The organism is Enhydrobacter sp. (assembly GCA_025808875.1).
In the GTDB taxonomy this organism is placed as follows: domain Bacteria; phylum Pseudomonadota; class Alphaproteobacteria; order Reyranellales; family Reyranellaceae; genus Reyranella.
This window is the reverse complement of sequence record CP075528.1, coordinates 2,666,528-2,685,124: the sequence shown is the minus strand read 5'-3', so window position 1 is coordinate 2,685,124 and position 18,597 is coordinate 2,666,528. Positions and strand designations below refer to the sequence as shown.

16 protein-coding genes and 4 tRNA genes are annotated in these 18,597 nt (G+C 66.2%); all 20 read left to right on the top strand.

Features of this window, described 5'->3' with window-relative positions:
* Positions 1-61 precede the first annotated feature (61 nt).
* The 20 genes from KIT25_13340 (at position 62) to nuoF (ending at position 18,589) form a co-directional block, all read left to right on the top strand.
* Entirely contained in the window at positions 62-1,228 is a 1,167-nt protein-coding gene (locus tag KIT25_13340) for an aminotransferase (protein UYN93056.1), read from the top strand.
* Positions 1,229-1,407: 179 nt separating this feature from the next.
* Positions 1,408-2,043 (top strand): TetR/AcrR family transcriptional regulator, encoded by a 636-nt coding sequence (locus tag KIT25_13335; protein UYN93055.1) that lies wholly within the window; start codon positions 1,408-1,410, stop codon positions 2,041-2,043.
* A 4-nt stretch (positions 2,044-2,047) separates the two neighbouring features.
* A complete protein-coding gene (locus KIT25_13330; protein UYN93054.1) occupies positions 2,048-2,710 on the top strand; it encodes a hypothetical protein in 663 nt (220 codons plus the stop codon).
* 56 nt (positions 2,711-2,766) lie between these two features.
* A tRNA-His gene (locus KIT25_13325) sits at positions 2,767-2,843 on the top strand.
* A 14-nt stretch (positions 2,844-2,857) separates the two neighbouring features.
* A complete protein-coding gene (locus tag KIT25_13320; protein UYN93053.1) occupies positions 2,858-4,387 on the top strand; it encodes an NAD(P)H-hydrate dehydratase in 1,530 nt (509 codons plus the stop codon).
* 73 nt (positions 4,388-4,460) lie between these two features.
* Positions 4,461-4,545 (top strand) — tRNA-Leu (locus KIT25_13315).
* 21 nt (positions 4,546-4,566) lie between these two features.
* Positions 4,567-5,931: a trigger factor gene (gene tig, locus KIT25_13310; protein UYN93052.1), complete on the top strand. Its 1,365-nt coding sequence runs from the start codon at positions 4,567-4,569 to the stop codon at positions 5,929-5,931.
* A 76-nt stretch (positions 5,932-6,007) separates the two neighbouring features.
* Positions 6,008-6,655 carry an ATP-dependent Clp protease proteolytic subunit gene (locus KIT25_13305; GenBank protein UYN93051.1) on the top strand — a complete coding sequence of 216 codons (648 nt, stop codon included), beginning with the start codon at positions 6,008-6,010 and terminating at the stop codon, positions 6,653-6,655.
* 143 nt (positions 6,656-6,798) lie between these two features.
* On the top strand, positions 6,799-8,070 hold the full coding sequence (gene clpX / locus KIT25_13300) for an ATP-dependent Clp protease ATP-binding subunit ClpX (GenBank protein ID UYN93050.1): 1,272 nt from the start codon (positions 6,799-6,801) through the stop codon (positions 8,068-8,070).
* A 170-nt stretch (positions 8,071-8,240) separates the two neighbouring features.
* The gene (gene lon, locus KIT25_13295; protein UYN93049.1) at positions 8,241-10,640 is read left to right on the top strand and encodes an endopeptidase La; all 2,400 of its coding nucleotides are present in this window, start codon (positions 8,241-8,243) and stop codon (positions 10,638-10,640) included.
* A 178-nt stretch (positions 10,641-10,818) separates the two neighbouring features.
* Positions 10,819-11,091 carry an HU family DNA-binding protein gene (locus KIT25_13290; GenBank protein UYN93048.1) on the top strand — a complete coding sequence of 91 codons (273 nt, stop codon included), beginning with the start codon at positions 10,819-10,821 and terminating at the stop codon, positions 11,089-11,091.
* A gap of 35 nt (positions 11,092-11,126) precedes the next feature.
* Positions 11,127-11,201: transfer RNA gene (locus tag KIT25_13285), tRNA-Val, on the top strand.
* A gap of 335 nt (positions 11,202-11,536) precedes the next feature.
* Positions 11,537-13,465: a tetratricopeptide repeat protein gene (locus KIT25_13280; GenBank protein UYN93047.1), complete on the top strand. Its 1,929-nt coding sequence runs from the start codon at positions 11,537-11,539 to the stop codon at positions 13,463-13,465.
* A 434-nt stretch (positions 13,466-13,899) separates the two neighbouring features.
* Positions 13,900-13,976: transfer RNA gene (locus KIT25_13275), tRNA-Asp, on the top strand.
* Positions 13,977-14,027: 51 nt separating this feature from the next.
* Positions 14,028-14,393, top strand: a complete 366-nt coding sequence (locus KIT25_13270) for an NADH-quinone oxidoreductase subunit A (GenBank protein ID UYN93046.1) — start codon at positions 14,028-14,030, stop codon at positions 14,391-14,393.
* Complete coding sequence (locus KIT25_13265; protein ID UYN93045.1) at positions 14,384-14,917, top strand: NADH-quinone oxidoreductase subunit B; 534 nt, start codon at positions 14,384-14,386, stop codon at positions 14,915-14,917. The genes KIT25_13270 and KIT25_13265 overlap by 10 nt, the downstream gene beginning before the upstream one ends.
* Before the next feature lie 13 nt (positions 14,918-14,930).
* Positions 14,931-15,521 (top strand): NADH-quinone oxidoreductase subunit C, encoded by a 591-nt coding sequence (locus KIT25_13260; protein UYN93044.1) that lies wholly within the window; start codon positions 14,931-14,933, stop codon positions 15,519-15,521.
* Entirely contained in the window at positions 15,521-16,705 is a 1,185-nt protein-coding gene (locus tag KIT25_13255) for an NADH-quinone oxidoreductase subunit D (GenBank protein UYN93043.1), read from the top strand. Before KIT25_13260 ends, KIT25_13255 begins: the two co-directional genes overlap by 1 nt.
* Positions 16,706-16,716: 11 nt before the next feature.
* The gene (nuoE, locus tag KIT25_13250) at positions 16,717-17,301 is read left to right on the top strand and encodes an NADH-quinone oxidoreductase subunit NuoE (GenBank protein ID UYN93042.1); all 585 of its coding nucleotides are present in this window, start codon (positions 16,717-16,719) and stop codon (positions 17,299-17,301) included.
* A 4-nt stretch (positions 17,302-17,305) separates the two neighbouring features.
* Entirely contained in the window at positions 17,306-18,589 is a 1,284-nt protein-coding gene (gene nuoF / locus KIT25_13245; GenBank protein UYN93041.1) for an NADH-quinone oxidoreductase subunit NuoF, read from the top strand.
* Positions 18,590-18,597: the final 8 nt, after the last annotated feature.

The window sequence follows — 18,597 nt, the reverse complement described above, 5'->3', positions numbered from 1 at the left end:
GGCGACATGCCTATGGAACGGGCGAAAATATGCCCAATAAAACATCAGGAACGACGCCTCCATGAAATCCGCCAACCTGCTGATGTCCGGCCTCGGAACCACCGTGTTCGAGGTGATGTCGGCGCTCGCCCGCGAGCACCAGTCGGTCAACCTCGGGCAGGGCTTCCCCGACGACAAGGGCCCGCCCGAGGTGCGCGAAGCCGCCGCCAAGTTCCTGATGGACGGCCACAACCAGTATCCGCCGATGATGGGCATCCCCGAGTTGCGGCAGGCGGTGGCCGAGCACGCCAAGCGCTTCCAGGGCCTCGACATCGACGGGCAAAGCGAGGTGCTGGTGACGTCGGGCGCCACCGAGGCGCTGGGCGACTGCCTGTTCGGCCTGATCGAGCCGGGCGACGAGGTGGTGCTGATCGAGCCGCTCTACGATTCCTATCTGCCGATCGTGCGCCGGGCGGGGGGCATCCCGCGCCTCGTCCGCGTCGAGCCGCCGACCTGGCGCCTGCCGCGCGAGGCGCTCGCCGCGGCCTTCAGCGAGCGCACCAAGCTCATCCTCTTCAACACGCCGATGAACCCCTGTTCCAAGGTGTTCGATCGGGACGAACTGGAATTCATCGCCGGGCTCTGCCGCAAGCACGACGCCTATGCCGTGTGCGACGAGGTCTACGAGCACATCATCTTCGACGACCGCCGGCACGTCTCGATCATGACCTTGCCGGGCATGCGCGAGCGGTCGGTGCGCATCGGCTCGGCCGGCAAGAGCTTCAGCCTGACCGGATGGAAGGTGGGCTACATCACCGCCTGCACCGAGCTGCTGAAGCCGATCGCCAAGACCCACCAGTTCATGACCTTCACCACGCCGCCCAACCTGCAATGGGGGGCGGCGACCGGATTGCGCCTAGCCGACACTTATTTCTCACAGCTCGCCGCCGACATGCAGCGCAAGCGCGACCGGCTGGCCGTCGCGCTGGCCGAGATCGGCTTCGAGGTGCTGCCAGCCCACGGCACCTATTTCGTCACGACCGACTTCCGGCCGCTCGGCTTCAACGGCAGCGACGAGGATTTCTGCCGCCACATCACCACGGCGGCAGGGGTCACGGCCGTGCCGGTCAGCGCCTTCTACGACGATCCGATGGCGGCGCCGCGCCACCTGGCCCGCTTCTGCTTCTGCAAACACGACGAGACCTTGGACAAGGCGGTCGACCGTTTGAGGCGCCATTTCTGCAGTTAGGGCGCAATCTCGCTGCATTTAGCGACAACTACCACAATGGATACAATTCTGGGGGACGTCGCAGTCACCGCCTCCTATTATTACTGCACTCCAATTGCCAAATCTTTGGCGTGGTTGCAGGGACCCGGCATGTTCACCGTTCGCTCATCCCCTTCGGGGGCACCTTGATGGATAGTGCCGTGTCACAGACCGGCATCCCGCGGGTTCCGCCCCGGGTGGATGGGCGGCGGCTGCGCAGCGAACGGACCAAGCAGCTCATCATCGAGGCCTTTCTGGCGCTGCTTCGGGAGGAGCCGGCCATGCCGACGGCGGTGCAGATCGCCGAGCGGGCGGGATACTCGGTGCGGTCGGTGTTCGAACGCTTTCCCGACCTCATCGCCCTGCGCGTCGCGGCGACCGACTACGGGCTGTCGCAGGCCGCGGCGCTGGCACCGCCGCGCCACGTCAACGCCGACCGGGCGACCCGCATCCGCTCGCAAGTGGAGACGCGCGCCTTCACCTGCGAACGCGGCGCCGGCCTGTGGCGCGTGCTGCTCGACAGCCAGAAGGAATCGGACGAGTTGAAGCTCCGCGTCCGCGTGGCGCGCGAGCGGACCGTCGAGCGGATGGAGTTGATGTACAAGCCCGAGCTGTCGACGCTCGGCGAGCCGGAGCGGCGCCATATGCTGATCGTGCTCGAAGCGCTGACTGACATGGAGGTATGGACCCGCCTGCGGACGATCGACGGCCTGTCGTTCCAGGAAGCGTGCGACTTGTGGGTCGAGGCGATCGACCGCCTGCTGCCGCAGTCCCCGCAGACAGCACAGACGGCGTGACGGCATGAGCGGGCGTCCCGACGAGCCGGCGAGCGGGCCGGCCAGCGATCCGGCGGTATTCGCGGGCGCGAACAGGGTCGATGGCCGGCGGTTGCGCAGCGAGCGCACGCGCCAGCTCATCATCGAGGCCTACATGGCGCTGGTCAGGGAGAACCCGCAGGTGCCGACGGCATCGCAGATCGCGGAACGCGCGGGGTATTCCGTGCGCTCGGTGTTCGAGCGCTTCCCCGATCTGCTGGCGCTGCGGGTCGCTGCCGCCGACTACGCCATCGCCGAGGCCCGCACCCAGAGTGCGCTGCGCGACGTCGACGCCGACCGGCCGACCCGCATCCGCTCACAGGTCGAATCGCGCGCCGCCGGTTGCGAGCGCTGGCTGCCGCTGTGGCGCGTGCTCAACGCCGATTCGGCCGGCGCCGAGGAACTGCAGAAGCGAATCCGGTTGATCCGCGAATTGATCCGCCTGCGCCTCGAGCTGATGTTCAGGCCCGAGCTCGCGGGCCTGTCCGACGGCGAGCGCCGCCGCATGCTGCTCGCGCTCGAGGCGATCACCGACTTCGAGAGCTGGGGCCGCATGCGCGAGCTGTATGGCCTGACCATCGAGGAGGCGTGCGCCGTGTGGATCCGTGCCCTCGACCGGCTGTTGCCGCCGACGCCGGCTGTTTCTTGACGCTCCGGGCGGCGGAGCGTAGGAAGGCGCGCTTCGTCGGGAGCCACCCCACGATGGCGGCCGTAGCTCAGTTGGTTAGAGCGCCAGATTGTGATTCTGGATGTCGCCGGTTCAAGTCCGGTCGGCCGCCCCAATCTCCCTCCAGCCATGGTTGACGAGCCTCTCCCCGGGATACTCGCAGCGCAGGGCGATCTCGTCCTGCTGACCTGCGCCGAGATGGCGAAGGCGGATGCTGCCGCCATCGCCGGCGGCGTGCCTGGCGGCGAGCTGATGGAAGCCGCCGGCCGCGCGGTCGCCGACGCCATCCTGCGTCGCTATCCCGCGCAATCGGTGCTGGTGCTGTGCGGGCCCGGCAACAACGGCGGCGACGGCTTCGTCGTGGCGCGGCATCTCAAGATGGCCGGATGGGCCGTGCGCGTGGCCCTGCTCGGCGCGGCGTCCCATCTGCGCGGCGACGCCGCCTGGGCGGCCGGCCTGTGGAAGGGGCAGGAGGCGCCGCTCTCGACCGCGCTGCTGGCGGGACGCCCGCTGATCGTCGATGCGCTGTTCGGTGCGGGGCTCAGCCGGCCGGTCGACGGGGTGGCCGGCGAGGTCATCGATCGGATCAACGACGAGCGCTTGCCGGTGGTCGCCGTCGACGTGCCGAGCGGCCTGAACGGCGACACCGGGCAGGTGATGGGCCGCGCCCCCAGGGCCGAGCTCACCGTCACCTTCTTCCGGGCCAAACCCGGACACTGTTCGGCAGTGGGGCTCGCACTGTGCGGTGTCCTGGAAGTCGCCGACATCGGCATTCCCGAGTCGGTGCTCGACGCCATCGCACCTCGTTTGTGGCGCAATGCCCCTCCTCTCTGGGCGCGGTTGCTCTCGCGCGACGCGGTCGCCGACCACAAGTATGCGCGCGGTCATCTCACCATCCTGGGCGGCGCCTCGGCGACCGGCGCGGCGCGGCTCGCGGCGTTGGCGGCGCGGCGGGGCGGGGCGGGGCTGGTGACGATCGCCGCGCCGCCCGGGTCGCTTTCGGTCTACCGAACGGCCGAGCCCGGAAATCTGGTCGTCGAGGCGCGGGACGGCGCGGCATTCGAGGCGCTGCTGGCCGACGAGCGACGCAATGCGCTGCTCCTCGGGCCGGGCAGCGGCGTCGACGACCGTACGCGGGCCGGCACGCTCGCCGCCCTGGCATCGCGTCGGCCGACGCTGCTCGACGCCGACGCCATCACCGTCTTCGCCGACCGCCCGGCCGAACTGTTCGGTGCCGTGGCGGGGCCCGCGCTCCTGACGCCGCACGAAGGCGAGTTCCGGCGACTTTTCCCCGACCTGACGGCCGGCTCGAAGATCGAGCGGGCGCGGGCCGCGGCGCGACGCAGCGGCGCGACCGTGCTGCTCAAGGGACCCGATACCGTGATCGCGGCGCCCGATGGACGTGCCGTGGTCAATGTCCACGCGCCGTCGTCGCTGGCCACGGCGGGCGCGGGCGACGTGCTGGCGGGCTTGGCGGGTGCGTTCCTCGCCCAGGGCCTGGAACCGCTCGCCGCCGCGTCGGCAGCGGCCTGGCTGCACGGCGAGAGCGCCTACCGCTTCGGCCGCCCCGGACTGATCGCCGAGGATGTCGTCGATCGCCTTCCCGAAGCACTGGAGGCGGCGGGGCTTTCGCCTTTCGCCGGTCCCATCCGGCCGTGAATTGACCGCCCGTCGGGCGCGGGCTAAGAGGCGCGCGATTCGGCCCTCGCGGCACGGCCCGGGCCGGCCTCGGGCGGGCGTGGTGGAATTGGTAGACACGCGAGATTTAGGTTCTCGTGCCGCAAGGCGTGGGGGTTCAAGTCCCTCCGCCCGCACCAACCGGAAATGGAAGAGAGAAGATGCAAGTCACGGAACTGTCGACCGAAGGGCTCAAGCGGCAATTCAAGATCGTGCTCCCCGCGGCCGAGCTGTCGGCCAAGGTCGACGAGCGGCTGAGCGAACTGGCGCAGACCGCGCAGATGCCCGGCTTTCGTCCCGGCAAGGTGCCGGTCGGCCTGCTGAAGAAGCAGTACGGCCCGGCGCTCTATGTCGAGGCGCTCGAGCAGGCGGTCAACCAGAGCACCGCCAAGACGATCGAGGATCGCGGCCTCAAACCCGCCCTGCAGCCGCGCGTCGACTTCAAGGACCAGGCGCCGGCCGAGGGCAAGGACGTCGAGTTCGAGGTCGCCGTCGAGGTGCTGCCGGAGATCGGCAAGCTCGACTTCTCGGGCCTCGAGCTCGAGCGGCTCAAGGCGGCGGTTCCCGACAAGGAAATCGACGAGACGATCGAGCGCATCGCCAAGGCAGGCCGCGAGCAGAAGCCGGTCGATCCGCCGCGTCCGGCGCAAAAGGGCGACGCCATCCGCCTCGACTTCGTCGGCTCGGTCGACGGCAAGGAGTTTCCCGGCGGCGCGGCGCAGGACTACACGCTGGAGATCGGCTCGGGCTCGTTCATTCCCGGCTTCGAGGACCAGCTGGTGGGCGCCGAGGTCGGCAAGGTCGTCGACGTGAAGGTGACGTTCCCGGCCGACTACGGCAACGCCGAGCTCGCCGGCAAGGAAGCGGTCTTCAAGTGCACGATCAAGGAGATCCGCGAGTTCGTCGACAAGCCGGCCGACGACGAGCTGGCGAAGAAGAACAACTTCGAGACGCTCGAGGCGATGCGCAAGGCGGTCGCCGACCGCATCGGCCAGGAGTACGCCCAGGTCGCGCGCTCGATGGTCAAGCGCCAGCTCCTCGACAAGCTGGCCGACTCGCACAAGTTCGAGGTGCCGGAGGGGCTGATCCAGGGCGAGTTCGACGCCATCTGGCAGCGCATCGAGGAAGCCAAGAAGAACGGCCAGAAGCTCGAGGACGACGAGGACAAGCTGCGCAAGGACTATCGCGAGATCGCCGAGCGCCGGGTCCGGCTCGGCCTGCTGCTGGCCGATGTCGGGCGTTCCAACTCCATTGACGTCACGCCCGAGGAGCTCAACCAGGCGATCATGCGCGAGGCCATGCGCTATCCCGGCCAGGAGCGCCAGGTGCTCGAGTTCTACGGCAAGAACCCGCAGCTCAAGGAGCAGATGCGCGCGCCGATCTTCGAGGAGAAGACCGTCGACTTCATCCTCGAGCTGGCGAAGGTGTCGGAGAAGTCGGTTACGCCGGAGGAATTGATGAAAGCGGCACGCGAAGCCGGCGAGGACGCCGCCACCGACGACAAGTCCGCCGAGGCGGCGAATTGATCCAGTGGTGGCGCCGGCCTTGAACCGGGGCACCCGCGCTGCCACCTTTCATTCCGAAGTCACAATAGGGCCACCGATGATTCGCGACCGCGACCCGCTGCAAGTCTACAACAACTACTACGTCCCGATGGTCGTCGAGCAGTCGGCGCGCGGCGAGCGCGGCTACGACATCTGGTCGAGGCTTCTCAAGGAGCGCATCGTCTTCCTCAACGGACCGATCGAGGACAACGTCGCCGGCCTTGTGTGCGCGCAGCTGCTCTATCTCGAGGCCGAGAATCCGACCAAGGACATCTCCTTCTACATCAACTCGCCCGGCGGCGTGGTGACCTCGGGCCTGGCGGTCTACGACACCATGCAGTACGTGCGGCCGCAGATCTCGACCCTGGTGTTCGGCCAGGCGGCGTCGGCCGGCTCGCTGCTGCTGATGGCGGGCGCCAAGGGCAAGCGGTTCGCCCTGCCCAACGCGCGGATCATGATCCACCAGCCTTCGGGCGGCGCCCAGGGCCAGGCGACCGACATCGAGATCCACGCCCGGGAAATCCTGTCGACCAGGGCCCGGCTGAACCAGATGTACGTCACCCATACCGGCCGCACGATCGAGGAGATCGAGCGGGCCATGGAGCGAGACAAGTTCTTCTCGCCCCCCGAGGCCAAAGAGTTCGGCTTGATCGACGACGTGCTCGACAAGCGTCCGACTCCGACCATCCAGGCTGCGGCCTCCTGAACGGGGCACCGCGACCAGTTGTCTGGCTTCCCCCCTGCGATACACCATATTTTGATGTTGTCGCGGTCCGGGAGGCGCGTTTAACATAGTCTTGTGTGCGGGCTCGCCGGCAGCGGGCCCCCAAGCGGAGGTGCGTTAATCACATGCCAGCCGCCAAGTCAGGGGGAGACTCCCGCAATACCCTCTATTGCAGCTTTTGCGGCAAGAGCCAGCACGAGGTCCGCAAGCTCATTGCCGGCCCGACCGTGTTCATCTGCGACGAATGCGTCGAGCTGTGCATGGACATCATCCGGGAGGAGAGCAAGACCACCCTGGTGAAGTCCAAGGACGGCGTGCCGTCGCCCAAGGAAATCCGCCAGATCCTCGACGACTACGTGATCGGGCAGGACCAGGCCAAGCGCATCCTCGCCGTTGCGGTGCATAATCACTACAAGCGCCTCAGCCACGGCGGCAAGGCCAACGACGTCGAGATCGCCAAGTCCAACATCATGCTGATCGGCCCGACCGGTTGCGGCAAGACGCTGCTCGCCCAGACGCTCGCGCGCATGCTCGACGTGCCGTTCACCATGGCCGATGCCACGACCCTCACCGAGGCCGGCTATGTCGGCGAGGACGTGGAGAACATCATCCTGAAGCTGCTGCAGTCGGCCGACTACAACGTCGAGCGCGCGCAGCGCGGCATCGTCTACATCGACGAGGTCGACAAGATCAGCCGCAAGTCCGACAACCCGTCGATCACCCGCGACGTGTCGGGCGAGGGCGTGCAGCAGGCCCTGCTCAAGATCATGGAGGGCACGGTCGCCTCGGTCCCGCCGCAGGGCGGGCGCAAGCATCCGCAGCAGGAGTTCCTGCAGGTCGACACGACCAACATCCTGTTCATCTGCGGCGGCGCCTTCTCGGGCCTCGACAAGATCATCTCGCAGCGCCGCCAGGGCACGTCGATCGGCTTCGGCGCCGAGGTGCGCGGTCCGGACGACCGGCGCACCGGCGAGGTGCTGCGCGACCTCGAACCCGAGGACCTGCTCAAATACGGGCTGATCCCGGAATTCGTCGGCCGCCTGCCGGTGGTCGCGACGCTCGAGGATCTCGACGAGGGTGCGCTGATCGAAATTCTCACGCGCCCGAAGAACGCGCTGCTCAAGCAGTATCAGCGGCTGTTCGACATGGAGAGCGTGAAGCTCAAATTCTCCGACGACGCGCTGCGCGCCGTCGCCCAGAAGGCGATCCTGCGCAAGACCGGCGCGCGCGGCCTGCGCTCGATAATGGAGACGGTGCTGCTCGACACCATGTACGACCTGCCGTCGCTCGACGGCGTCGACGAAGTCGTCATCAATCGCGAAGTCATCGAAGGGCGGGCCCAACCGCTCTATGTGCACGGGGAGCGCAAGGAAGGAATCGCGGCGGCCCCGGCCTGATATTTGCAGCCTCGGCATCGTGAAGCCGGGGTTGTCCGGCGGGCCTTGAACGGACCTCCGTTCGGGCCAATCTTTGCAGCGAGTGCGCGTGGCTTCTTGCCGCGGACTGCCCGGTCGGGGGTCGTGGCGCGGGCGCGTGGCAGCTCTAACAGTATATGTTGCGAGGCATCATGAACGCCCCCGTCCAAGAAGGTACTTCCTATCCCGTCCTGCCGTTGCGCGACATCGTCGTGTTTCCGGGCATGATCGTTCCGCTGTTCGTCGGCCGCGAGAAGAGCGTCAAGGCGCTCGAAGAGGTGATGAAGGACGACAAGCAGATCCTTCTCATCGCGCAGAAGAACGCCAGCCAGGACGATCCCGATCCGCAGGACATCTACACCATCGGCACGCTCGGCACCGTCCTGCAGCTTCTGAAGCTGCCGGACGACACCGTGAAGGTGCTCGTCGAGGGCGGAAGGCGGGTGCGCATCACCGGCTACGCCGACAGGACCGAGTTCTTCGAGGCCACGGCCGTCGACATGGAGGACGTGCCGGGCGACGGCGCCGAGCTGCAGGCGGCGTCGCGCACCGTGGTCTCGGAGTTCGAGAACTACGTGAAGCTCAACAAGAAGGTGCCGCCGGAGGTCGTCGTCTCGATCAACAAGATCGAGGAGCCGGCCAAGCTCGCCGACACGATCTCGGCGCATCTGGCGCTGAAGGTGGCCGAGAAGCAGCAGCTGCTCGAGCTCGACTCGGTGTCGAAGCGCCTCGAGCGCATCCTCGGCCTGATGGAAGGCGAAATCGGCGTCCTGCAGGTCGAGAAGAAGATCAGGAACCGCGTCAAGCGCCAGATGGAGAAGACGCAGCGCGAGTACTACCTGAACGAACAGATGAAGGCGATCCAGAAGGAGCTCGGCGAGACCGAGGACGGTCGCGACGAGATCTCCGAGCTGGAGAAGCGCATCAGGAAGACGCGCCTCAGCAAGGAGGCGCGCGAGAAGGCCGGCGCCGAGCTGAAGAAGCTCCGCACGATGAGCCCGATGTCGGCCGAGGCGACGGTGGTGCGCAACTACCTCGACTGGCTGCTGTCGATTCCGTGGCGCAAGCCGACCAAGATCATCAAGGACCTGAAGTACGCCGAGGACGTGCTCAACGCCGACCATCATGGCCTGGAGAAGGTCAAGGAGCGCATCCTCGAGTACCTCGCCGTGCAGCAGCGGGTCGACAAGATGAAGGGCCCGATCCTCTGCCTCGTCGGCCCGCCCGGCGTCGGCAAGACCTCGCTCGGCAAGTCGATCGCCAAGGCGACCGGCCGCAACTTCGTGCGCATGTCGCTGGGCGGCGTCCGCGACGAGGCCGAGATCCGCGGCCATCGCCGGACCTACATCGGCTCATTGCCGGGCAAGGTCATCCAGAGCATGAAGAAGGCGAAGTCGTCGAACCCGCTGTTCCTACTCGACGAGATCGACAAGCTCGGCGCGGATTTCCGCGGCGATCCATCGTCGGCGTTGCTCGAGGTGCTCGACCCCGAACAGAACGCGACGTTCAACGACCACTATCTCGAGGTCGACTACGACCTGTCGAACGTGATGTTCATCACCACGGCCAACTCGCTGCGCATGGCGCAGCCGCTGATGGACCGCATGGAGATCATCCGCCTCGCCGGCTACACCGAGGACGAGAAGCTCGCGATCGCGCGCAAGCATCTCATTCCCAAGCAGATCGAGGCGAACGGCCTGAAGGCGGGCGAGCTCGACATCCACGACGACGCCGTACGCGACCTCGTGCGCTACTACACGCGCGAAGCCGGCGTGCGCAACCTCGAGCGCGAGATCGCCAACCTGGCGCGCAAGGCGACCAAGGAAATCCTCATGAAGGGGACGTCCAAGGTGAAGGTGCGCGCCAAGAACCTCGACAAGTACGCCGGCGTGCGCCGCTTCCGCTTCGGCGAGGCGGAGCTGTCGGATCTGATCGGCATCACGACGGGCCTCGCCTGGACCGAGGTCGGCGGCGAACTGCTGCAGGTCGAGGCCGTGCTGGTGCCCGGCCGCGGCCGCATGACCGTCACCGGCAAGCTGGGCGACGTGATGCAGGAATCGGTGCAGGCGGCCAACGCCTACGTCCGGTCGCGGGCGAACTCGTTCGGCATCAAGCCGACGATCTTCGAAAAGCGCGACATCCACATCCACGTGCCGGAGGGCGCCACACCCAAGGACGGCCCGTCGGCCGGCGTCGCCATGGTGACGTCGATCGTCTCGGCGCTGACCGGCGTCGCGGTGCGCAAGGAAGTGGCGATGACGGGCGAGATCAGCCTGCGGGGCCGGGTCATGCCGATCGGCGGGCTGAAGGAGAAGCTGCTGGCGGCGTTGCGCGGCGGTCTCAAGACCGTGCTCATCCCCAAGGAGAACGAGCGCGATCTGCCGGAGATTCCCGACAACGTGAAGAAGGGCCTGGAGATCGTCGCGGTTTCGACCGTGGACGAGGTGCTGGCCCAGGCGCTGGTCAAGCCTCTGGTGCCGATCGAGTGGCCCGACGACCTCGAGGCGGTCGCCAAGAAGCCGCCGGAGGGCGAAACCATCGTCGCCCACTGACCGACAGCCGACGAGAGTCGACTGAAAGCCCCGGAGAGATCCGGGGCTTTTTACTGGGTCGATCCCCAACCCATGCGGTGAATGAGGCCTATCGACCACAAAATATGGTAATCGGCGTTGACGCCGTTTTCGTGCCGCCCTTACACTTCACTTTGCCGTCCCTTGTAGAGGCCCGCCCGTGAACAAGCATGATTTGATCGCCGCCGTCGCCGCTTCGACCAACCTTTCGAAGACGGATGCGGCCAACGCCGTCGATGCGATCCTCACGGTCGTCACCAAGTCGCTGAAGAAAAAAGAGAAGGTTCTGCTGGTCGGCTTCGGCACGTTCCAGGTGTCGCGGCGCAAGGCCACCGAGGGGCGCAACCCGCAGACCGGGGAGAAGATCAGGATCCCGGCCTCGAACGTGCCGCGCTTCAAGGCGAGCAAGGCGCTCAAGGACGCGATCAACTGAACCGTTCGCCGCGTGCCTGTGCTAACAAGCGCGTCGGGCGATTAGCTCAGCGGTAGAGCATTCCCTTTACACGGGACAGGTCGGCGGTTCGATCCCGTCATCGCCCACCACCTGCTTCGCACTGCGCGCTTCGCAGGATTTGAATTGGTTGCGCGCAACCGCCCCGCAGCGAGCTGATGGGCCCATGACGATGCGCCAGCGAATCACGCCGGCTTCGCTGAGACATAAAGTACGCGGCTGCAGCCGCCCCTTCGTTGCGGCCTGCGGGACTACACCTTGGCGAGGCTTGTACTGGGGGGCGTTCCCAGCCCCATACGGTCCAACCTCAGAGCCGTCGGCGGCGCCCCATCACAACGATGGATGACTGCAGCGACAGCTCTTCTCTGCCCCTCATCCGCCTAAACCAAGGCCATTTCACATGGTACAATTACGAGATACCACTCTGGTGGGTGCAGGCATGCAGAATGAGAAAGTGCGCCGGCGGCTGTCTGCCATTTTGGCGGCGGATGTCGCTGGCTACTCACGTCTCATGGAGCACGACGAGGCCGGCACCCTCTCGCGTCTCAGAAGTATCCACCAAGAGACGATAGGACCTCGCGTCGAACACTACGAAGGCCGCATCGTCAAGACCACCGGTGATGGATTTCTAATCGAGTTCGCCAGTGCCTTGGCCGCGGTCAGCTGCGCCTTGGACCTGCAGGCTGATATGGAGACCCGCGAGGCCACTCTGACAGAGGTGCAGAGAATCCGCTTTAGAATCGGCATAAATCTTGGGGACGTCATTCACGAAGGCGGCGATGTTTTCGGTGATGGCGTCAATATCGCCGCGCGCCTGGAGCAAATGGCTGAGCCGGGCAGTATATGCGTCTCGCGCAATGTCTTCGAACAGATCCGGGGTCGCTTGGCCATCGAGTACGACGAGCTCGGTGAGCAGCAGGTGAAGAACCTCACCCGCTTAGTGGAGGCCTATCGATTACGGCCAGGTGGCGGCTATACCGTGGCCACCTTGTCAGTCGGACCGCCCCGGCATCGCCGGCGCTCCGTTATCGCGATGGTCGCCTGCCTGGCGCTGCTGGGCATGGGCTTCCTGTGGTGGTCAGTCAATTGGAGCAGCTTGCCGGGCGCAGCTGCGCCCGAGGCCCAAGCTTCGCAGTCCGACAGGGAGACGCCCCGCCTTTCGATCGTGGTACTGCCGTTCACAAATCTATCGGATGACAAGGACCAAGAATATCTGGCCGACGGCATCACTGACGACCTGATCACAGACCTCTCTCGTATTTCCGGCTCGTTTGTGATCGCGCGCAACACCTCCTTCACCTACCGGGGCAAGTCCGTGGACACGCGCAAGGTCGGCGAAGAGCTTGGCATTCGCTATGTGCTTGAGGGTAGCGTCCGGAGGGCCGGCACTCAGCTCAGAGTCAATGCTCAGCTCATCGAAGCGGCTACGTCAGCGCATATCTGGGCGGAACGATTCGATCGGGAAACGCAGGATATCTTCGCCCTGCAAAGCGAGATCACCGGCCGAATCGCTCGTGCCCTCAACCTGGAACTCATGGAGGCGGAGAGCCGCCGGCTTGGACAGTCGGGCAACATGGAAGCGAGTGATCTTGCATTGCGCGGGTGGATAATCCTGTTGAACAAGCCGCAGACTGCCGAGACAAACCGCGCAGCGGAGCCGCTCATCGAGCAGGCAATAGCGCTGGATGAAACGTCGGCCCTCGCGTGGACCGCGGCAACTTACCTGCATACCCGCGCCGGAAACTTCGGATGGAGCGAGTCGAGCGCTGCCTCGCTGCGTAAAGCAGTCGACGCGGGAGAGCGCGCTATCCAATTGGCGCCGCGGAGCTCGGACGCGCACTACATGCTGGGCTATGCACTACGCTCGAGCGGGCAGCAGGACCGGGCCTTGGCGGCGATGGACATGGCGATCGCACTGAACCCGAACAACCCTTTACCCTATCATGGCTTGGCGTACGGCATGATTTTGCTGGGCCGCGCGCAGGAAGGCATCCCCTTCCTGGAGCGAGCATTCCGTCTCAGCCCGCGAGAACCACTCGGAGCCGTCTGGCATTGGACCGCAGCTTACGCACACGTTCTGACTGGTGCTGACGAGCTGGCGGTGACTGCGTCGAAGAACGCCCTGGCCGTGAACCCGAAGTTTCCGCGCTCATATGAGACCCTGGCCGCCGCGTCCGCGCACCTAGGCCGTGATCGCGAAGCTCGCGCGGCTATTGCCGAGTACCTGAAGTATGCACCTCGGATCGACACGGTTTCCAAGGCGCGACAGAACCTCAGCCTGTCCGACCATCCAACTTATCAAAAACAGTTGGATCGCTTCGCCGATGGCTTGCGCAAGGCCGGGCTGCCAGACTGAACGATTTGCCTCGCCACGACATGGCGAAGCAGGATGTCCCCCGCAGCGTTGGTGGAGGAGGGCAGCTGATGCACTACTCATACTTGCTGGAAAGTGGATCGGCGGCCGGCCAACGCCACGTAGGAGCACGTCGGACCTCAAGCGACGGTTGGCCGAGGACAACGCGAGAAAGTCCGCGCAGACGTCGAAGTATGCGCCGTGGACCTTGGTCACCTGCATCGCCTTTTCGAATGCCGGCAGGTGGGCGGACTTCGAGCGCTATCTCAAATCCGGTTCAGGTCATGCATTCGCCAGAAAGAGGCTTTGGTAGGAAGGTTTCGTCTGCACGCCGAAAGCGCTGATTTCTCGGACACTTACGCACGCTTTCGCGGGTGCGGTAAGCTTGACACCCCATGGGGGGTCCTTTATCTCTCCGCGCGCCGTTTGGGGCTATTGCGGGCGTAGTTCAGTTGGTTAGAACGCCGGCCTGTCACGCCGGAGGTCGCGGGTTCGAGTCCCGTCGCTCGCGCCAGCCCCAACGCTGGCGACCCGCCGCAGGGAAATTGGGGGCGAAGGGGTGACGATGGAAGAGCTTCTGCTGGAATATCTTCCGATTCTGATCTTCCTCGGCCTCGCCCTGGGCCTTACGTGCGCCATGATCGGCGGTTCCTACCTGATCGCCCGGCAGAATCCGAACTCCGAGAAATTGTCGCCCTTCGAATGCGGTTTCGCGCCGTTCGACGATGCCCGCGGGCGGTTCGACGTGCGTTTCTATCTCGTGGCCATCCTCTTCATCATCTTCGACCTCGAGGTGGCCTTCCTGTTCCCGTGGGCGGTGGCGCTGGGAGACATCGGCGTGTTCGGCTTCTGGTCGATGATGCTCTTCCTCGCCGTGCTGACCGTCGGGTTCGTCTACGAATGGCGCAAGGGAGCCCTGGAATGGGAGTGATCGCCCAGCCCAAGCACGATCCGGCCGCGAACGCGGCGCTGTCGCGTGCATTGAACGACGAACTGGCCGACAAGGGCTTCGTCGTCGCCCAGCTCGACAAGCTCGTCACCTGGGCGCGCACCGGCTCGCTGTGGGGCCTGACCTTCGGCCTGGCCTGCTGCGGCGTCGAGATGATCCATGCCTGGATGAGCCGCTACGACCTCGACCGCTTCGGCTTCGCGCCGATGCCGAGCCCGCGCTCGGCCGACGTCATGATCGTGGCCGGCACGCTGTGCAACAAGATGGCGCCGGCGCTGCGCAAGATCTACGACCAGATGGCCGAGCCGCGCTACGTCATCTCGATGGGCTCGTGCGCCAACGGCGGCGGCTACTATCACTACAGCTACTCGGTGGTGCGCGGCTGCGACCGCATCGTGCCGGTCGACGTCTACGTCCCGGGCTGTCCGCCGACGGCCGAGGCGCTGCTCTACGGCATCCTGCAGCTCCAGAAGAAGATCCGCCGCACCGGCACCATCGTGCGGTGAGCGGAGCGGCGTGATGGAAGAGCTCGGCAACCACATCGTCCAGCAGAGCGGCGCCGCCACCGGCATGTCGGTGCGGCTGGGCGAACTCATGGTGGAGACGACGCCAGACAAGGTGATCGCCCTGCTGACGTTCCTGAAGAACGATCCCAAGTGCCTGTTCAAGCAGCTGATCGACATCTGCGGCGTCGATTGGCCCGAGCGCGAGAAGCGCTTCGACGTGGTCTACAACCTGCTCAGCCTCAAGCTCAACCAGCGCGTCCGCGTGAAGGTGGCGACCGACGAAACGACGCCGGTGCCGTCGGCCGACGCGGTCTACAAGTCCGCCAACTGGTTCGAGCGCGAGACCTGGGATCTCTACGGTATCTGGTTCTCCGACCACCCCGACCTGCGGCGCATCCTCACCGACTACGGCTTCGAGGGCCATCCGCTGCGCAAGGACTTTCCGCTCACCGGCTTCGTCGAGCTGCGCTGGGACGACGTGCAGAAGCGCGTGGTCTACGAGCCGGTGAAGCTCCAGCAGGAGTTCCGCCGGTTCGATTTCCTCAGCCCCTGGGAGGGCGCGCAGCACCTCCTGCCCGGCGACGAGAAGGCGAAGACCGGCTGATGTCCGACGTCGAGATCAAGACGCTGACGATGAATTTCGGGCCGCAGCACCCGGCGGCCCACGGCGTGCTGCGCCTCGTCGTCGAGATGGACGGCGAGATCGTCGAGCGCTGCGATCCGCACATCGGCCTGCTCCATCGCGGCACCGAGAAGCTGATCGAGTACAAGACCTACCTGCAGGCGGTGCCGTACTTCGACCGCCTCGACTACGTCTCGCCGATGAGCCAGGAGCACGCCTTCGCGCTCGCCACCGAGAAGCTGCTCGGCATCACCGCGCCGGAGCGCGCGCAGTACATCCGCGTGCTGTTCTGCGAGGTCACGCGCATCCTCAACCATCTGCTGAACGTCACGACCTTCGCCATGGACGTCGGCGCGCTGACGCCGCCGCTGTGGGGCTTCGAGCAGCGCGAGCTGCTGATGGAATACTACGAGCAGGTCAGCGGCTCGCGCATGCACGCCAACTACTTCCGGCCCGGCGGCGTGCACCAGGACCTGCCCGAGGGCATGCTCGATTCGATGGAAGGATGGATCAAGCAGTTCCACCCGTTCCTCAAGGATCTGGAAAAGCTGCTCTACGACAACCGCATCTTCCGCCAGCGCATGGTCGATATCGGCGTGGTGTCGTCGGAGCAGGCCATCGAGTGGGGCTTCTCGGGCCCGATGCTGCGTGCCTCGGGCGTGCCGTGGGACCTGCGCAAGTCGCAGCCCTACGACGTCTACGAGCGCATGGAGTTCGACATTCCGGTCGGCAAGACGGGCGACTGCTTCGCCCGCTTCCTGGTGCGCTGCGAGGAGATGACGCAGAGCGCGCGCATCATGGAGCAGTGCGTGGCCGCGCTGCGCAAGGTCGGCGGGCCGGTGCGCGTCGACGACCGCAAGGTGGCGCCGCCGCGCCGCGGCGAGATGAAGGGCTCGATGGAGGCCCTCATCCATCACTTCAAGCTCTACACCGAGGGCTACAAGGTGCCGCCGGGCGAGACCTACACCGCGGTCGAGGCGCCGAAGGGCGAGTTCGCCGTCTATCTGGTGTCGGACGGCACCAACAAGCCGTACCGCTGCAAGATCCGCGCGCCGGGCTTCCCGCACCTGCAGGCGCTGGACATGATGACCAAGGGCCACCAGCTCGCCGACATGTCGGCGAACATCGGTTCGCTCGACATCGTGTTCGGCGAGATCGACCGCTAGGAGACGACGCGATGGCGATGATCACCGCCGATCCCAAGGACGTGCCGCAGGTCGCCTCGTTCGCCTTCACGCCGGAGAACATGGCGCGGGCGAAGGAGCTGATGGCGCAGTATCCGCCCGGCCGCCAGGCGAGCGCGGTGATCGGGCTGCTCGACCTCGCGCAGCGCCAGCAGGGCTGGCTGCCGCGTGTGGCGATGAACGAGGTCGCGCGCATCCTCGACATGGCGCCGATCCGCGTCTACGAGATCGCGACCTTCTACACCATGTTCCAGCTCAGGCCGAAGGGGCGCTACCTGCTGCAGGTCTGCACGACGACGCCGTGCTGGCTGCGCGGTTCGGAGAAGATCATGAAGGCCTGCGAGCTGGCGGCGGCCGACGGCGAGACCTTCACCGTACAGGAGGTCGAGTGCCTCGGCGCCTGCGTCAACGCCCCGGTCGTGCAGATCAACGACGATTTCTACGAGGATCTCGACGAGGCCTCGATCGGCAGGGTGCTGGAGGCGTTGCGGCGCGGCGAGCTGCCGAAGCCCGGCCCCCAGGTCGACCGGCAGACGTCGGCGCCGGAAGGCGGCCTGACCAGCCTCAAGGGCGAGTAGCGTCATGCTCCAGGACAAGGATCGCATCTTCACCAATCTCTACGGCGTGCACGACTGGCGCCTGCCGGCGGCACGCGCGCGCGGCGCCTGGGACGGCACGAAGGAGATTCTCGCGCGCGGTTCCGACGCGATCATCGAGGAGATGAAGAAGTCGGGCCTGCGCGGCCGCGGCGGCGCCGGCTTCCCGACAGGGCTCAAATGGTCCTTCATGCCCAAGGAGGTGAGGGACCGGCCGCACTATCTCGTGGTCAACGCCGACGAGTCCGAGCCCGGCACCTGCAAGGATCGCGACATCATGCGCCACGACCCGCACCTGCTGGTCGAGGGCTGCCTGATCGCGGGCTTCGCCATGCGCGCCAACGCCGGCTACATCTACGTGCGCGGCGAGTTCTACAACGAGGCGCAGACCCTGACGGCGGCGATCCGCGAGGCCTACGAGGCCGGGCTGCTGGGCAAGAATGCCTGCGGCTCGGGCTGGGACTTCGACCTCTACGTCCATCGCGGCGCCGGCGCCTATATCTGCGGCGAGGAGACGGCGCTGCTGGAAAGCCTCGAGGGCAAGAAGGGCATGCCGCGGCTCAAGCCGCCGTTCCCGGCGGGCGCCGGCCTCTACGGCTGCCCGACCACCGTCAACAACGTCGAATCGATCGCCGTCGCGCCGACCATCCTGCGCCGCGGCGCCGCCTGGTTCGCCGGCATCGGCCGCCCCAACAACACCGGCACCAAGCTCTTCTGCATCTCGGGCCACGTGAACAGGCCGTGCAACGTCGAAGAGGAGATGGGCATTCCGCTCAAGGAGCTGATCGAGCGCCACGCCGGCGGCGTGCGCGGCGGCTGGGACAACCTGCTCGCGGTCATCCCGGGCGGTGCCTCGGTGCCGCTGCTGCCGAAGTCGATCTGCGACACCGTCCTGATGGATTTCGACTCGCTGCGCGACCAGAAGTCAGGCCTCGGCACGGCGGCCGTGATCGTGATGGACAAGTCGACCGACGTCATCAAGGCGATCGCGCGTCTCAGCTACTTCTACAAGCACGAGAGCTGCGGCCAGTGCACGCCGTGCCGCGAGGGCACCGGCTGGATGTGGCGGGTGATGGAGCGCATGGTGCTCGGCAAGGCGCGGCTCGACGAGATCGACGCGCTGGAGGACGTCACGCGACAGGTCGAAGGCCACACGATCTGCGCGCTGGGCGACGCCGCCGCCTGGCCGATCCAGGGATTGATCCGCCATTTCCGCCCGGAGATGGAGCGCCGCATCCGCGCGCGCACCGAAAAGCTGGCGGCGGAATAGGGCAGGGA

Bases quoted from the DNA above. Each gene is read 5' to 3' on its own strand.
- KIT25_13340 (UYN93056.1), top strand. From the start codon at position 62: ATGAAATCCGCCAACCTGCTGATGTCCGGCCTCGGAACCACCGTGTTC.
- KIT25_13330 (UYN93054.1), top strand. From the start codon at position 2,048: ATGAGCGGGCGTCCCGACGAGCCGGCGAGCGGGCCGGCCAGCGATCCG.
- KIT25_13320 (UYN93053.1), top strand. From the start codon at position 2,858: ATGGTTGACGAGCCTCTCCCCGGGATACTCGCAGCGCAGGGCGATCTC.
- tig (UYN93052.1), top strand. From the start codon at position 4,567: ATGCAAGTCACGGAACTGTCGACCGAAGGGCTCAAGCGGCAATTCAAG.
- KIT25_13305 (UYN93051.1), top strand. From the start codon at position 6,008: ATGATTCGCGACCGCGACCCGCTGCAAGTCTACAACAACTACTACGTC.
- clpX (UYN93050.1), top strand. From the start codon at position 6,799: ATGCCAGCCGCCAAGTCAGGGGGAGACTCCCGCAATACCCTCTATTGC.
- lon (UYN93049.1), top strand. From the start codon at position 8,241: ATGAACGCCCCCGTCCAAGAAGGTACTTCCTATCCCGTCCTGCCGTTG.
- KIT25_13270 (UYN93046.1), top strand. From the start codon at position 14,028: ATGGAAGAGCTTCTGCTGGAATATCTTCCGATTCTGATCTTCCTCGGC.
- KIT25_13265 (UYN93045.1), top strand. From the start codon at position 14,384: ATGGGAGTGATCGCCCAGCCCAAGCACGATCCGGCCGCGAACGCGGCG.
- KIT25_13260 (UYN93044.1), top strand. From the start codon at position 14,931: ATGGAAGAGCTCGGCAACCACATCGTCCAGCAGAGCGGCGCCGCCACC.
- KIT25_13255 (UYN93043.1), top strand. From the start codon at position 15,521: ATGTCCGACGTCGAGATCAAGACGCTGACGATGAATTTCGGGCCGCAG.
- nuoE (UYN93042.1), top strand. From the start codon at position 16,717: ATGGCGATGATCACCGCCGATCCCAAGGACGTGCCGCAGGTCGCCTCG.
- nuoF (UYN93041.1), top strand. From the start codon at position 17,306: ATGCTCCAGGACAAGGATCGCATCTTCACCAATCTCTACGGCGTGCAC.